Here is a 14,562-nt window from a genome sequence, read left to right on the forward strand (position 1 = left end):
GACACTGCGGTTCACTGGCGCACTCGCTTCGGCAGTTCGAGGTTCTGCTCTGCCAGAGCCTGACCGAGAGCCGTCTCATAGGGGTTCATGCCCGCAACGACGAAGTCGAGGATGCCCAGCACTCGGCACACCTCTAGGAAGACGTCGAGGCCGACGGTCGCCTCTCCGTGCTCGAGTCTGCGCAGGGTGAGTCGGGTAATGCCCGCCCGGTCGGCCACCTGCGCTGCGGTCAGCCCCTGCAGGCGGCGGAAGGTGGTCAGGTACTCGCCCAAGGTGTGAGCAGTGCGCCGTGCCTTGCTGGATAGCGGCCGAGTTGGCATAGCGCCCTCCCCGAATAAAGGTCAGTACAGTGATCATCCCGCGCTAACTCATGGTTAGTCTAATGACCATTAGGTCTCTGGGGCTTACGGCTCAGCACGCGGCGGCTCAAGGGCTGAGCGCCAGTCGCAGACGCCGGGGGCGGCTCAGACTGGCCACCAGGTACGAGCCCACGAGAGGCCCCCCGCGGCCACCCAACGCGTCGTCCACCGCACCGCAGATGGCCTGGGTGTCCGTCGCTGCGTCGTCCGACAGCCAGCCGGACACCGTGGGGAACGAGCGCAGCTCGCACCGGAACATCGGCGAGCACAGCGCGCGAACCTCGTCACTCAGGTACGCGCGGGCTGGGACGTGGTACTCGTCGCCGTCGTACTCCACCTCCAGCAGGTCCGGCTGGGGCCCGGCCACCGCGCCGAGCCCGACGGGGTGGAGTCCGGTCGGGGTGAGCGCAGCCACCAGGCTGCGCGCGTTGTAGAAGCTCAGTAAGGCCCGCCCGGCCGGCGCGAGCACCCGGTCGAGCTCGGTCAGCAGCCGCACCGGGTCCCGCAGGAAGCTGACCATCCCGAAGGCCGCGACCACGAGGTCGGCGGCCCCGTCCGGGACGTCGTCGAGAAGCCGCTCGTCGAGGTCTCGGCGGACGAGGCGCACGTGCTCGGCGCTGCCGCGTTCGCCCGCCGCCCGCTCCAGCATGCGGGCCGACATGTCGTACCCGCGGACCTCGGCGAAGCGGCTGGCCAGCCGCATGGTGACTCGTCCCGACCCGCAGCCCAGGTCCAGGGCGAGCTGACGGCGGTCGAGGGCAAGGGTCAGCCGGTCCAGCATGGCGGTCTCGGCCCGCAGGTACGCTGCGGTGCCCGGCCTGGTCGCCGCGTAGTCCTGCCGACCGGTGGCCACGGCGTCCGACAACCGGCGGTGCGTCTGCTTGCCGGACACCCATGGGTCGACCCGGGTCATCAGCCGCCCTCCGCCGCGGTGCTGACCGGCAGCGAGGCGAAGCCGTGAAAGCCCAGGAACGTGGTCCGTTGGGCCCGCTGCACGTCGGCCAGGCGAAACGCGGGTACCCGGGCCAAGAGCGCCTCCAGCGCGAGCCGGGTCTGCAGCCGGACGAGATCGGCGCCGACGCAGAAGTGCCGCCCGAAGCCGAACGACAGGTGGCGGTTGGGCGTCCGCGCCAGCCGCAGCTCCTCGGGCTGCTCGAACACGTCGGTGTCGTGGTTCCCGGAACCGGCGTAGAGCAGCACCGGTTGGCCGCGGCGGATCTGCTGCCCGGAGTAGCTGAAGTCGTTCTTCGCGCGTCGTCCGATGAACTGCACGGGCGTGTCGTAGCGCAGCAGCTCCTCCAGGGCCGACTCCATCAGCCCCGGGTCCTGCCGCAGTCGCTGCTGCTCGGCCGGGTGCCGGGCCAACGCGTTCACCGAGTTGGTGATGATGTGCCGGCACGGGGTGATGCCAGCGAACATCAACAGGATGCACTGGGCGTACACGTCGATCTCGGTGAACTGGTAGCCGTCGGTCTGCACCGTGCACAGCTGGTGCAGCATGGTGGGCGCGCCGGCCGCGAGCGCTTCCGTGCGCCGTTCGCGGAAGTAGGTCACGAACTGCTTCACCGCCCAGTTCGCGGCGGCCGCGTCGGCGGCGACGATCTCGCTCGAGCCGAACAGGTAGGCGACCGGATCGGCCCAGCTCGCCAGCCGGGCGTGGTCCTGCGCGGGAACGCCCACCAGGTCGGCGATGACGCGGGCCGGCAGCGGGCGGGCGAACTGCGTCACGAGATCGATCTCGTCGGCGGCCGGATCGATCTCGGCCAGCACGTCGTCGATGGCACCGCTCACCCGCGAACGGAGGTCCGGTGGCGAGAAGCCCTCCCAGATCCGGCGCAGGTGGTGGCGGCGGATCGCGTGCTCGCCTCCGTCGTAGAAGGCCATCCAGTACTTGATCACCTCGACCATGGCCATGAACGGTTCGCGATCGGCTGCCGGCAGTGCCTCCAACGGCAGGCTCGGCCGGTAGGTCGTCAGGTCGTCGGAGCGCAGCAGCGCCTGCACGTCGTGGTAGCGGAAGAACGACCACGACCCGGCGAACACCGGTGAGAAGAAGATCGGCCGGTGCTCACGCATCCAGGCGTAGGCGGGCAGCGGGTCGTCGATGAGGGTCTGGTTGTTGAGGTTGAAGACCGTGGGGTCGAAGCCGGACGAGAGCCGACTGGTCATGCTCATCCTCCTGGCTAGCGGCGTTCGGCGAGGGCCGCCTCAAGGTCTTGGACGGTCAGCACCTCGAGGTCCGACCGGCTGGGTGTGGCCAGGGTGCGCAGCCGGCCCGCCTGGCGGGTCACGGCCCGGTCCAGCAGCTGCCGTGCGAACCGGCCGTTGCCGAACGTCTCGCCTCGCGGCACCTGGGCGAAGTGGCTGCGCAGCAACGGGTACAGGCCCGGGTCGAGCTCGTACCCGGCGGTGGTGGCCAGCCGCTGGAAGATCTGCACCATCTCGTCGTCGTCGTAGGACGCGAAGACGATGCGACCGCTGAACCGTGAGCCCAGTCCGGGGTTGCTGGCCAGGAACCGGTCCATCTCGGGGCCGTAGCCCGCGACGATGACCACGACTTCGTCCCGGTGGTCCTCCATCAGCTTGACCAGGGTGTCGATGGCCTCGCGCCCGAAGTCGTTGCCCCCGTCGGGTGGGCTCAGCGTGTACGCCTCGTCGATGAACAGCACGCCGCCGCGAGCCCGCTCGAAGACCTCGCGGGTGCGGTGCGCCGTGTGCCCGACGTACTGGCCCACCAGATCGGCGCGAGCCACCTCGACGAGCTGACCGGACTCCAGCACCCCCAGCGCCTGCAGCACTTCGCCGTACAGCCGCGCGACCGTCGTCTTGCCGGTGCCGGGTGGGCCGGAGAAGACGAGATGGCGACCGGTGGACGGCGCGGGCAGCCCGGCCGCCAGCCGGGCGCGGGAGGAGACCAGCAGGTCCACCAGGTCGGCGACCTCGCGCTTGACCCCGGCCAGGCCGACCATCTCGTGCAACCGGTCGAGCAGGGTCTCGACGCGCTCGTCGGTGGCACCCGCGCCTGCCTCCGGGGCGGGACGGACGTCCTGCGGAAGCAGCCGGGCGAGCTCGTACTCCGGCAGCTCGGGTTGCTGGGCGAGCCGGTACGCCTGCCGGCCGAGCATCTCTTCGAAGAGGCTGCGAGCGGCCCGGGCGTTACCGAACGTCTCGCCCCGGGGCAGCTGGTCGAAGTACGTTTCCAGCGCGTCCCTGGTCTCGTACTCGATCGCGTAGTGGTGGGTCCGGCAGAGCCGCTCGACGATGGTGACCAGCTCGGACGAGCTGTAGCTGTCGAACTCGATCGTCTTGGCGAACCTGGACTGCAGGCCGGCGTTGGCGGAGAGGAAGGTGCGCATCTGCGGGGTGTAGCCGGCCACGACCACCACCAGCTCCTCGCGGTGGTCCTCCATCAGCTTGACCAGCGTGTCGATGGCCTCGCGCCCGAAGTCGTTGCCACCGCCGGAATCCGCGGGGCTGAGGGTGTATGCCTCGTCGACGAAGAGCACCCCGCCCAGGGCCTCGGTGAACTTCTCGGTCGTCTTCACCGCGGTGCCACCGATGTGCTCGGCCACCAGGTCGCTGCGGGACACCTCGACCAGCTGGCCACGGCTGAGCACGCCCAGCTCGGCCAGGATCTTCCCGTACAGCCGGGCCACCGTGGTCTTCCCGGTTCCGGGCGGTCCGGCGAACACCAGGTGCCGGGACATCGGCGGCGAGGAGAGCCCGGCTGACGCGCGTCGCCGCGCCACCTGGTGCAGCCCCACCAGCATGGCCACCTCGCGCTTGACCGCAGCCAGCCCCACCATCGCGTCCAGCTCGGCCAGCAGCGGACGTACCTCGTCGTCGGCCGGCGTTGATGTCGCTTCCGCCGCCGAGGCCGGTGTGGCGGCGGCGAGGTCGTGCCCGTTGACCGCGGGTGCGGCCGGTGCGTGGTGCAGGGCGCTGTCGACGGCGCGTTCGGCACCGCGTTCGGTCCGCTGGTCCGTCTCGACGTCCTCGACCTGTACCTGTACCGAGCGCGTGGACGTCAGCACGCCATCGTCGTTGCCACGCAGCAGGCAGCGGATGAGGGTGACCGGCTCGGGGGTGTCCACGTCGATGGCAGGTCCGGCGTTGTCGAGCAGCTCGACGTCGGTCAACCGGGTGGGACCGGACTCGATCCGCACGCCGGCCCCGCCGTTCTGCACCCGGGTTCGCCCGGCCTCGAACCTGGCGTCCTCGGCCACCAGCACGCCCACGCGGCGTGCGCCGCGGATCTCGCCCGATGTCAGCGTCGCGGTAGCGGAACCGAGGACGGCGATACCCGTGGTGCAGTCGGCGACGCGCACGTCGTGCAGGGTGGCCAAGGACTCCTGCTCGACGGCCACGCCAACGTCCGCGCCGGTCACCGTGAGGTCCGACAGCTGTGGGGTGCAGCTGCCGCTGAGCAGCACGCCGCCGAGCTCGCAGCCCTTGATCCGCAACCCTTCCAGGACCGGTGCGGCTTGCTCGAGCACCACCACGCCCACGACCGGCAGCCTTTCGACGCCCAGCTGGTTCAGCCGCGGCGCGGCGGACCCGGCGACGTACACCGCGTGGCCGGTGCAGTCGGCCACGGTGCCGTCGGCCAGCACGGGAGCGGCCTGCTCGAGCACGACCACCGCGTGTCCGCGACAGCCGGACACGAGGTAGCCCGAGACCTCGGCCCGAGCGGCGCCGGTGAAGACCAGGCCGACGTCGCAGGAGTGCACGGCGAGGCCGGATGCGGTCAGCGAGGCGGTGTCCTGGACCACCAGCGCGGAGCCGGCGACGTCCCGCACCTCGCAGTCGACCAGGCTGGGTGTGCCGGCCTGCGCGACCAGCACCCCGGTACCGCGGACGTCGTGGATGCGGCACCCGCGAAGCACCGGGCCGCCGGTGCTGGTGATGACGACGGCCGAGCCCTCGATGTCACCGATCTCGCAGTCCTGCACGGTGCCGGAGCCGGTCTCGATCACGATGCCGGCACCGTCCGGACTGTGCACCTGCCCGCCGATGACGTCCAGCCGTCCGTTGCCCGCGGCGTGCACGGCTGCCACCCCGTGCGCCCGCACGTTGCAGCGGTCCAGTCGCGCCGTCCCGCCGAGCACCTGCACGGTCGGTCGGTCGGCGCTTCCGCCACGCAGCTCGAGCTCGCGCAGCACGATGCTCCCGCCGACCACGAGGACGGCGCTGTCGTCGACTCCTTCCAGCACAACGGTTCCGGGGCCGTCCTCGCTCACCAGGGTGATGTCGCGATCCAGCACGATGGGCCCGCGGTAGGTCCCCGGCTGGATGGCCACGGTCGAGCCGACGGGTGCGCGCAGGACGACCGCGGCCAGGTCGTGGACGGTGCCGGAGGTGTTGCTGGACACGGACACGACGGTGCTGCTCACTGGACGCTCCTAGGAGTCGGATCGGCGTCGTCCGCGGGTGCGGTCGCAAAAGGTTGGCCATCGTGGCCCGCACCCAGCGGCAGGCCGCGGCCGGCCAGCACCAGGTCGTCCTGCGGGTCGTGCTGGAGCGCGACGCGAAGCCGGTCGAGCACCTCTTCGTCGGGCAGTTGGCGGATCGGTGCGGTCAGGTCCTTCAGGAACACGGTCAGCGGCCCGCCGCCGGCGCCGGCGTCGACGTTCAGCACGCCGAACCGGGTGCCGGGCTGGAGCAGCACGGTGGGGCAGGGCGGGTCGGCGGCGGTCAGCAGGCGTTCGGTGCGCCGTCCCGAGGTCGACCACACGGCGTACTGCACCGGGCAGGTCGCCTCGGCACCCGGACGTCGTGCGGCGCCGACGAACGACGGTTCGACGATGACCTGACCCGGCTGCAGGCCGTTCACCGAGGCGCGCGTGACGTCCGCCGGGATGAAGACCGGACCGCGCAGGGCCGGAAGCACCTGCGTGCCGGCCATGGCACAAGACGCGAGCACCTGCCAGGCGGCGGCGTCCCGGCGGGCGGTGTCGTCCTGCCCCGCGCTCGGCTGCGCCGCGCGCAACGCCGCGTCGACCTCGGCGGCCCGGTCGAGCAGGTAGGCGCGGACCGACACCAGCGAGGCCAACGGGTCGATGCCGGCCAGCGCCGACCGCAGGCCGGGCTGGAGCGCCAGCACGCCGGTCACGGCTCGGCTATGAGTCTCGTACCGCCAGCCGAGCAGCTCCTGCAGCGTCTGGCGGTCTTCGACCTGGGCGCCAGGCTGAACTCTGGTCCACGGCAGCGAGCCACCGGCGGTCGCCGGCTGCGCCGGCTCCGCGGCTTGCGCGGTCTGCGCGAGTTGCTCGACATCCGCGGCGGACGCCGCAGCCGGCGGTGCGGACAGGGTCCTGGAGGTCGTTGCATCCGTTGCCGCGGTTACCGCCGCCGGAGCCGTCACGGCTTCAGCGGCCGCAACGGCCACGACGGAATCCGGGGCTCGCCCGCCGGGCGGCTGCGGCCCGGACATCCCGGCCGGCCGCACAGCAGCGGGTACCGGTGAGCGCGCGACGAAGGCGGTCATGTCGAGTGGGACCGAACCGCCCGACCCGGGCCGCCGGGGCGCCAGCTCGGGCAGCCGTCGGCCAACGACGCGCCCGCGAACCTGCAGCGACACAGCCGGCACACCACCGGACGCGAACGGCCACCAGCACCAGAACGGCTCGCTCGCGAGCAGCAGGCCGTGGGCGGCGCGCACCGCACCGCTGCTCGCGTACACCGGGACGCCGAGGTAGGCCACGAGCGTCGTGGCCAGCTGCGGCGCCAGCCCGGCGTTCAGCGGCCTTCCGTGCGCAACGAGGACCACCGGACGACGCGCCCAGTCAGGGGTGCCGGCGACGTGCTCGGCCAAGTCCTGCACCGGCGCGGGCCCCCCATCGAGCACGAGCCCGGAGCCGTCCAGCTCGATGTGCACGGCGAACAGGCCGAGCGGCGGATGCGGCAGCTCGCCGAGGCCGCGTGCCTGCAGCTGGATGCTGTCGGACGTCGTCATGTCGGCGTCACCGCCTCGTGGTGCGCTGCGAGACCGAAGGCCGCCGCCAGCACCCGGTGTCGGGTCACCTCGTCGAGCTCGGCCGTGGCTGGGTCGCCCTGCGCCACCTGCTCCAACAGGTGATCGCCCAGCTCCGGGTCCAGCGGGACGCCGTGCTGCTCCAGGTAGTACGCCAATGACTCCGGCCACACCCAACGACCGTCGCTGCGCAACGACGTGGGCACCACCGCACCGCGGCGGTGGTCGACCCGGTCGTCTACCCGCTCCGTCGCCGCGACGACGAGTGGGGCGGAGCGCAACGCCGTCAGCAACGCCGGAGTGCTGCTGCTCGCCGCTGCGGGACGGTGCTCGGCGGGCTCGCGAGCGAGCCGGACGACGGGCAGCTCGGCTCGCGCCCAGAGCAGCGCCGACGTCGCGCGGGCGCTCGCGGCGTACGGGTTCGGCCGGGTGGCGGCCGCTTCCACCTCGACCATGCAGCACGCGCCGTCCGGTCCGTCGCTGGCCCGGGCCAGCCGGTTCGCGAGATCGGCCGCGACAGACGCGGTCGCCGTCGGGGCGAGCGAGACGAGAAAGATCCGGCACGGAGCCGGCCAGCCGGCCCCGCTGCCGGGCCGGCGCCAGGCGCGCCAGACTGCCACTGATGCTGGGTCGGCGGCGGCGACGTCCAGGACGGCCCGATCCACCGCGTCGAGCTGTCCGGCGGCCGGACCGGTCAGGTCGGCCGGCATCCCCAGGTCGTCGTCGACGAACGGTGAGAAGCTCCACAACCGCGCAGTGCGGGCGCTTGCCGCCAGCACCCCGGCCTCGTCGCTCACGCCCACCTCGTCGAGCAGCGCCACGGCCGGGTCTGACTCGTCCAACGTCGAACGCAGCACGCCCAGCTCGTCCAGCGTCAGCTGCTCGCGGGCGATCAGCAATCCGGTTGCCAGCACCTCCGTCAGCTCGCGGGTGTCGCCACCAGCAAGCAGGCCGCGGCACTCGCGCACCAGCTCGTCCTGCCCGCTCGACGCCAGGCGCAGCAGCAGCTGGTGCAGGGTGGCCACGACCGCCTGCTCGGACCCGTCGGTCCTTCCCGCGGGAGCTGGGCTTGGAGCCTTGGTGCCGTGCATCGAGCCTCCGTGCAGGGTGCGGGCATGGGGTTGACGTGCGTTGCTGCAGGACCCGCCGGCTTCGGCAGACAGACATCACGAGAACGAGCCCTCGACGACGATGGTTCATCGCCGGCGGGCGCCCCGGCGGGCCCGATGAACCCGAACGGCGCGGTCCGCGTTGTTGCTCCTGAACGAGGCGGGCGGGAGCCGTCTGTCATCGTGACTCCGTGCTGACGGACGGCGCGACAGGCGAGGACGCATGGGCAATGAAGTTGGTGGCAGCTGGATCTGGGCGGGGTCAACGTCGGCGAGCGAGGATCCCAGAGCGCCTCGGCGCGACGTGGGCCGGCCAGTCGGTGAGCCGCGGGCAGCCGGCGAACACGCCGAGGAGTTCGAGGACCTGACCATGCTGGTCCTGGCGGCACTGTCGCCGGACGAGCGGGCGGCCACGCTTGCGCACGTGGCCGGGTGCTTGCGCTGCCAGCGGATGCGGGCGAGCCTCGAGCTGGGCGTGCAGGCGCTCGACCGGGTGCCCGCTGAGATGTTCCTCGACGGCCCGCCGAAGGGCGCGCCAGGACTGGTGCGGGGCGCGATGCGCCGGTTCGAAGGTGACGCCGGTCCTGCCGGGGGGCTGCCGTCGATCCCGGCCGGGGGCCGCGCCGATCGCCGCTCCGATCGCCGCTCCGATCGCCGCTCCGATCGCCGCTCCGATCGCAGGGTCGGTCGTCGGGTCGGTCGCTCAGGCAGCCGACTGCTGGCGGCCGCGGCAATCGTCGTCGTGCTGGTCACCGGCGGCGTCGTGCTGGCCGCTCCGGTGAGCCCAGCCCCGTCGGTGACGACGCTGCCGAAACGACCGCCGGGACCGGCCGCGGTGGCCGGCACCCGCATCGGGTCCGTGGTGAACCGGACGACCCGCGCCCGGCTGGAGTACCGTGTCGAGCCCGCGATCGGTTGGGTTCGGCTGCAGGTCTCGGCCCGCAACCTGCCTACCGGGGTCTGCCGGCTGGTGGTGGTCTCAACGTCCGGTCAGAGCGAGCAGGCAGCCAGCTGGTTTGTCTCCGCCGCGGCAGTCGGCCCGGGCCCGACGGTCCAGGGGGCTGCCGCGATCGCTGCGGCCGACGTGGCCAGCGTTCAGCTGCTGGACCAGCGCGGTGTCGTCCTGGTCAGTGCGGCTCTCTAGAGTCGCCTACTCCTCCGGCGCTCAGGTCGGCTGTCGACTCCTGCGTCGCCGCCAGCAGGTCGCGCAGGCTACGCAGCGCGTAGTACGAGCGCGACTTCACAGTGCCGATGGGGATGCCGAGCTGGCAGGCCGTCTCCTCGGCCGTCCGACCGGCGTAGTAGATCTCGATCAGCACCGCACGGTGCGCCGGCGACAGCGTGTCCAGCGCCGCGATGACATGCATCTCGTTGACGACCTGGTCGGCGTGGTCCTCGGTGCGCGCCACCGCCATTGGCGTCTCCTGCACCTCCGACGGCCGGCGGCCGCGGGCTCGGGCCTGGTCGATGACGATGTTGCGCACCACCGTGAACAGCCAACCCCGGCCCGAACCGGGTTGCCCGCACAGCAGGTCGCGGTGGCGCCAGGCTCGGATCAGGGCCTCCTGGACGACGTCCTCAGCCCGATGGCGATCGCGGCACAGCCGCGTGGCGTACGCGAGCATGGCTCCGCCGTGTTCGGCCACGAGCTGCCGCATCCAGCGCTCGGCGTCCGGTGGGGCATCGTTCGACGTGGGAACGTGCAACGCTCAGACCTCCCGTGCTCGGTTCGGTCGCCCCGGTCCGCTGAAGCTGCGGGCCGGGCACGACGCTACGTCGGGTGACCGCCGGACCGGCGCGTCCCTTTCGATGGGTGAAATACGAGCCCCCCGGGTGCGCTCAGCCGACCAGCGTGGCCGACGCTCCGTCGTCCATCGAAATGGTGCCGGGCGAGCTGGTCTGTTGAGGAAGCGCGACCCGCTGACCCAGGCCCAGTCCGTGGGCGAGCACCGGCCCTGGTCCGGTGCTGAACTCCTCGCGCAGGCGACGCGCGACCTCGCCGGCCAGCTCGTCCAGCTCGGGCAGCATCAGGACGTCGGCGTTGCCCAGCGGGTCCGTGCGCAGCTCGATGCCGAGCACCGGTTCGGTCAGACTGAGGTTGACCGATGCGTGCGGGACTCCGGCCGGGACGATCACGAGCTCGTCGTTGCGGTGCGGCTTGGCCCGCATGTCGTCACCGACGAGGGTCACCGCATTGCCCATGAAGGCACAGACCACGATGGTCGAGCCCGGATGGGAGTGCGCTCGGGACTGGACACCGGGCGGCAGCAGTACCGCCAGGATGCTGAACGGGATGTCCGGAACCTCAAGCGCAGTCAGGATCGTGTTGAGGGCGACGCCCTGTGGTGAGTTGGGCGCAGGAACGAAGTGCAGGGTCCGAGACTGGAAACCGTCGATGGCCCAGTCAGAGAAGTCAGCCATGCTACCTCCGTGGTGGGTTCTCAGTGGTCAGGTCGCCGCTGCAGGGGCACGAACCTCGGCCGTGCCGGGCATGGGACGCGACCTGGCGCGGTCCGGTTCATCACAGTCTCCGCAGGTGGGCTGGATCGACTGAACCAGCGCGGCGGCGGATCCGTCTCTCGGCCGTCGCCTGCAGGTTGCCCAGCCTGCAGGCGACACCATGCTTTCGGCGCCCGATATGAACCTCGGCGGTCGGCCGTTCGTACTCCCTGTACTCGGAACTTCTTTTGGGGAGGGGACTCCATGACGACGATTACGGCGACCTGTCCGGTCTGTGGCGTGGTCGATCTGAACAGCTTCCAGGTGCGCCTCGTCCAGTGCACGATCGCTGACTGGTCCTACTACACGTTCACCTGCCCAACCTGTGGTGACAGCGTGCGCAAGCCCGCCATGGTCGAGGTCTGCCAGCTACTCAAGACCGGCGGGGTTGTCGCGGAGCCCTGGCACGTCCCGGCCGAGGCGCTGGAGCAGCACTCGGGTGACGCGATCAGCTATGACGAGATCCTGGACTTCGCCTTGCGGCTCAACGCCTTGACGTCACCGCTGCCGGCGCTGATGGCGCTCGGGCCGCCGCCCGGGGGTGCCTGACATGAGCAGGTCAGGCAGCGACGAACACCGTTGCGTACCAAAGGATCCCGGCTGCGCCGGGGATTGAGGTGGACGAGATCGAGGTCGACACGGCCGGGCTCGAACGCCTTGCAGCAGTGCTGGATTCGTCGGCTCAGTCCCTGCCGGTCGAGTCGGGTAGGCCTGGCACCGAGGCGTTCGGGAACGGTGCTGCGGGGCAGGACGCGGAGGTCGCGTACCGCCACCTCAGCCAGGAGATCGATGCGAACGTGGAGCGCCTGAGGACGGCGGTCGGCGTCCACGCCAAAGCGCTGGCGCGGACGGCGCGCGCCCTGGAGGTGGCCGAGGCGCAGGCGCGCCATGCGGCCGACTGGACCTGATCGTGGACGTCAACGCCGTGGTCAGCGGCTGGATCCTCGGCATCTCCGACGAGCTGGGTGATCCCGAGCAGCTGCGACAGCACGCCGAGCGGGTGCGTGCGCAGTCCGCGCAGCTGTCCGAGCTGACCGACGCTATGGACCGCGAGGTCGCGGCCCTGGCCTGGACAGGGACTGCGGCGCAGGCCCATCTGGAGTCGTGGAGCAGGAAGTACGCGGCTGCCCAGGAGCTCACGGCGGCGATGGACGCCGGTCGACAACAGCTCGAGCGGCACACCGAGGGTTCCCTGGTGATCGCCAGGACGATCGTCGGGCTCTTGCTGGAGCTGGTCGAGCTGCTGGCCGCCGGGTATGCCCTGACCTGGCTGACCGCCGGACTGTCCGACCTGCTGTGGGCCCGAGCGGTGGAGTTGATGGTGCAGATCGAGCGGCTGCTCACCGCCTTTCGCAGCGCGATGAGCTCGTTCGCAGCCGCGGCCCGCGAGCTGGGCGTGGTGGCCGGTCGGATCGGGGCGACCATCGAGTCCCTGGTCATCGACTTCGCACCGGCGTACGTGCGTGCCTTCGCCGGCTTCTACCTCGGTGCCGCGGTCCCGCAGGCAATGAGCGGCCGACCGGTGGACTGGGCCGGCAATGCCTGGCAGGTCGCCGCGTTCGTCGGCCTGGACGCCACGTTCAACCTCGGCTGGAACGCGCTCGAAGCCACCCGCGCGGGGGGCGCGATGCGCCGTTTCGTCACCGGCGAGCCGGCGCCGCCGGGCTCGGCCGCTGCGGCCGAAGCCGGACCGGCGTCGGTCGGACCTCCCAAGCTGCCTACGTTCGAGTTCGAGCAGGTGGAGCGGTCGCCCTTGGCTTCCGAGCGGACCAGCGGGGAGTCCATCGGGTCGACCTCGCCCGCGTCGCCGATGCTGCCGGTTGCTGAGCCGCTGCCCGCGTCATCGCAGGCGGGGTTCGTGCCGATGACGGGGCGGCAGGCGGTGTGGTCCGGACTGAAGGAGGGGATCAACACGGGTACCGGCAACGTGGTGCTGTCGGCCGCTGCCGCGGCGAAGGACCACACAAAGCTGAACGGGCAGGACCTCGCGGTCTCCGCCGCCCTGGGATTCGGCATGGCTGGCACCCGGCAGGGCCTGTACCACTACCTGCCCTACGGGCAGCCGTTGGCGCACGCCAAGGCGCCAGAAGGTGCACCCAGCTGGCAGCGTTGGCTGGCCGAGACGCCCGTGTCATGGTCGTACTACGACGTGTACTTCGTGCTGAAGGACGCCTTGGTGAACGTGATCCACGGCACCACTCCGCCGACCGAGCTCTCTCGGTTGGACCCCGACGTCCCAGCGTGAGTGGTCAGCTGGAGAACCCCGCAGCCACCCGGGCGAAGGCCCAGTCCTCCTGGACGAGGCCGCTGCAGCTGCCGGCCTCCAGGGAGAAGCCGGAGCTCCCGCCGCAGGAGCGGTCACGGTTCGTCGCCCAGTACGACAGGCGGCTGACACCGAGGCGCACCGCCTCGTCGCGGATCGCTGTGAACCCATCGACGGTGAGCTGCTCGCCGGTGTCCGTCGTGCCGTTCATCGCGACGATTCCGGTGTGCCGGTAGGCGTCCTGCTCGGTGTAGCCGTAGGCGGCGCGCAGGTCCTTGTTCAGCAGTGCCGCGGTCCGGGCGGAGGCCTGCACCAGGTTGACCCGACCCGCCGCGAAGTCGAACGGCATCAGCATCCAGGCGTCCGGCGCGACGCCGGCCGCGGCGACCTCGGTCACCAGGCTGGTCTCCGGGCCGGACAGGTCGGTGCCCATCGTGACCAGGAGCTGGGTCTGCGGGTGCTCCTCGCGGATCAGCTCGAGCGCGCCGGCGATCCGCTTGCGCGACCCCGCGTCGCTGAACTCGGTCGACTCGACGTCCAGGTCGATGGCGCGCAGCTGGTAGGCGTCGATGACGGACTCGTACGCGTCGGCCAGCGATCGCGCGGATCCGCAGACCAGGGCGAGCTTGGAGCCCTCCCACCCGCCGAAGGACACGATCACATCACCCCCGGCGGCGCGCACGGCTGCGATGGTCCGCTCCTGCCAACCGCCCTTGATCGGGTCCTCGCCGTCCCAGGCCGGGTTGCAGCCGTTCTTGGCCAGCATCGCCGACATCGTGAAGGCCTGGATGCCGGTCGCCTTCATCACGGCGACCACGTCCGGTGTCTCGTTTCCGCTGTAGTACAGGTACGGCGCCGCGGCGGCGAGGTCGGCGGTCGGCGCGGGTGCGGTGGACCGGGCCGGCGGGTTTGGCCCTGCCGAGACGTGGGTCCGAGCTGTCTTTGCGGCCGGCTCCAATCCTGCGCCGGAGCCGCCTGCGGACCGCAACAGCAGTGGCACGACGGCGACCGCGACGACCGCGGCTCCGAGCGCTGCGGTACGGCGATGGCGGAGCTTCCTCGGTGCGACGGCGTCGTCGTCCACGTCGCCGTGGTTGTCGTCCAGGTTGTCGTCGTGGTTGTCGTCCTGGTCGTCGTCCTGGTCCGTTCGAGTCATGGCGCCTCCCTGGCCTGCCCATGCAACGTGCCGCTCGGGCATCGCGTTCAGCGGGCTTGCGCCCCTTCGGCGCCGCAGGGCGGTTCAGGCGAGGCGCGTCACACCGGCCGGCCTGAACCGCCGCCCGGTGGGCGGTCGTCTTGGTCCTAGGTGTTACAGGTCCGGGCATCGGTCTGCCGCGCTCGAGCACAGTGCCGACGACT

13 protein-coding genes are annotated in these 14,562 nt (G+C 71.4%); 4 read left to right on the forward strand and 9 right to left on the reverse strand.

What is annotated here, in order from left to right; all coding sequences use genetic code 11:
• Window positions 1–11: 11 nt before the first annotated feature.
• The 6 genes from ACPPVT_RS03360 to ACPPVT_RS03385 form a co-directional block, all read right to left on the reverse strand.
• Entirely contained in the window at window positions 12–320 is a 309-nt protein-coding gene (locus tag ACPPVT_RS03360; protein WP_426565456.1) for a helix-turn-helix domain-containing protein, read from the reverse strand.
• A gap of 106 nt (window positions 321–426) precedes the next feature.
• A complete protein-coding gene (locus tag ACPPVT_RS03365) occupies window positions 427–1,272 on the reverse strand; it encodes a class I SAM-dependent methyltransferase (RefSeq protein ID WP_426565458.1) in 846 nt (281 codons plus the stop codon).
• Entirely contained in the window at window positions 1,272–2,528 is a 1,257-nt protein-coding gene (locus ACPPVT_RS03370; RefSeq protein ID WP_426565460.1) for a cytochrome P450, read from the reverse strand. The genes ACPPVT_RS03365 and ACPPVT_RS03370 overlap by 1 nt, the downstream gene beginning before the upstream one ends.
• Window positions 2,529–2,542: 14 nt before the next feature.
• A complete protein-coding gene (locus ACPPVT_RS03375; protein WP_426565462.1) occupies window positions 2,543–5,752 on the reverse strand; it encodes an AAA family ATPase in 3,210 nt (1,069 codons plus the stop codon).
• The gene (locus tag ACPPVT_RS03380) at window positions 5,749–7,314 is read right to left on the reverse strand and encodes a hypothetical protein (RefSeq protein ID WP_426565464.1); all 1,566 of its coding nucleotides are present in this window, start codon (window positions 7,312–7,314) and stop codon (window positions 5,749–5,751) included. The genes ACPPVT_RS03375 and ACPPVT_RS03380 overlap by 4 nt, the downstream gene beginning before the upstream one ends.
• Entirely contained in the window at window positions 7,311–8,357 is a 1,047-nt protein-coding gene (locus ACPPVT_RS03385) for a hypothetical protein (protein WP_426565466.1), read from the reverse strand. Before ACPPVT_RS03385 ends, ACPPVT_RS03380 begins: the two co-directional genes overlap by 4 nt.
• Window positions 8,358–8,664: 307 nt before the next feature.
• Here ACPPVT_RS03385 and ACPPVT_RS03390 point away from each other — a divergent pair, with 307 nt between their 5' ends.
• On the forward strand, window positions 8,665–9,585 hold the full coding sequence (locus ACPPVT_RS03390) for a hypothetical protein (RefSeq protein ID WP_426565467.1): 921 nt from the start codon (window positions 8,665–8,667) through the stop codon (window positions 9,583–9,585).
• Here the strand turns inward: ACPPVT_RS03390 and ACPPVT_RS03395 are convergent.
• The gene (locus ACPPVT_RS03395) at window positions 9,569–10,099 is read right to left on the reverse strand and encodes a sigma-70 family RNA polymerase sigma factor (RefSeq protein ID WP_426567043.1); all 531 of its coding nucleotides are present in this window, start codon (window positions 10,097–10,099) and stop codon (window positions 9,569–9,571) included. The two genes, ACPPVT_RS03390 and ACPPVT_RS03395, sit on opposite strands and share 17 nt — an antisense overlap.
• 181 nt (window positions 10,100–10,280) lie before the next feature.
• The gene (locus ACPPVT_RS03400) at window positions 10,281–10,862 is read right to left on the reverse strand and encodes a hypothetical protein (protein ID WP_426565469.1); all 582 of its coding nucleotides are present in this window, start codon (window positions 10,860–10,862) and stop codon (window positions 10,281–10,283) included.
• A gap of 282 nt (window positions 10,863–11,144) precedes the next feature.
• Between ACPPVT_RS03400 and ACPPVT_RS03405 the strand changes: the two genes are divergently transcribed.
• From ACPPVT_RS03405 to ACPPVT_RS03415, 3 genes are all read left to right on the forward strand, one after another.
• On the forward strand, window positions 11,145–11,489 hold the full coding sequence (locus tag ACPPVT_RS03405) for a hypothetical protein (RefSeq protein WP_426565471.1): 345 nt from the start codon (window positions 11,145–11,147) through the stop codon (window positions 11,487–11,489).
• A 68-nt stretch (window positions 11,490–11,557) separates the two neighbouring features.
• Entirely contained in the window at window positions 11,558–11,848 is a 291-nt protein-coding gene (locus tag ACPPVT_RS03410; RefSeq protein WP_426565473.1) for a hypothetical protein, read from the forward strand.
• 2 nt (window positions 11,849–11,850) lie between these two features.
• Window positions 11,851–13,185 (forward strand): WXG100 family type VII secretion target, encoded by a 1,335-nt coding sequence (locus ACPPVT_RS03415; RefSeq protein WP_426565475.1) that lies wholly within the window; start codon window positions 11,851–11,853, stop codon window positions 13,183–13,185.
• A 4-nt stretch (window positions 13,186–13,189) separates the two neighbouring features.
• Here the strand turns inward: ACPPVT_RS03415 and ACPPVT_RS03420 are convergent, their stop codons facing one another.
• A complete protein-coding gene (locus ACPPVT_RS03420) occupies window positions 13,190–14,359 on the reverse strand; it encodes a chitinase (RefSeq protein ID WP_426565477.1) in 1,170 nt (389 codons plus the stop codon).
• Window positions 14,360–14,562: the final 203 nt, after the last annotated feature.

The organism is Angustibacter sp. McL0619, assembly GCF_049994355.1.
Taxonomy (GTDB): Bacteria; Actinomycetota; Actinomycetes; order Actinomycetales; family Angustibacteraceae; genus Angustibacter.

Coding starts and splice junctions, on each gene's coding strand:
- ACPPVT_RS03360 (WP_426565456.1), bottom strand. CDS start 320: ATGCCAACTCGGCCGCTATCCAGCAAGGCACGGCGCACTGCTCACACC.
- ACPPVT_RS03405 (WP_426565471.1), top strand. CDS start 11,145: ATGACGACGATTACGGCGACCTGTCCGGTCTGTGGCGTGGTCGATCTG.
- ACPPVT_RS03370 (WP_426565460.1), bottom strand. CDS start 2,528: ATGACCAGTCGGCTCTCGTCCGGCTTCGACCCCACGGTCTTCAACCTC.
- ACPPVT_RS03395 (WP_426567043.1), bottom strand. CDS start 10,099: ATGCGGCAGCTCGTGGCCGAACACGGCGGAGCCATGCTCGCGTACGCC.
- ACPPVT_RS03365 (WP_426565458.1), bottom strand. CDS start 1,272: ATGACCCGGGTCGACCCATGGGTGTCCGGCAAGCAGACGCACCGCCGG.
- ACPPVT_RS03420 (WP_426565477.1), bottom strand. CDS start 14,359: ATGACTCGAACGGACCAGGACGACGACCAGGACGACAACCACGACGAC.
- ACPPVT_RS03390 (WP_426565467.1), top strand. CDS start 8,665: ATGGGCAATGAAGTTGGTGGCAGCTGGATCTGGGCGGGGTCAACGTCG.
- ACPPVT_RS03380 (WP_426565464.1), bottom strand. CDS start 7,314: ATGACGACGTCCGACAGCATCCAGCTGCAGGCACGCGGCCTCGGCGAG.
- ACPPVT_RS03400 (WP_426565469.1), bottom strand. CDS start 10,862: ATGGCTGACTTCTCTGACTGGGCCATCGACGGTTTCCAGTCTCGGACC.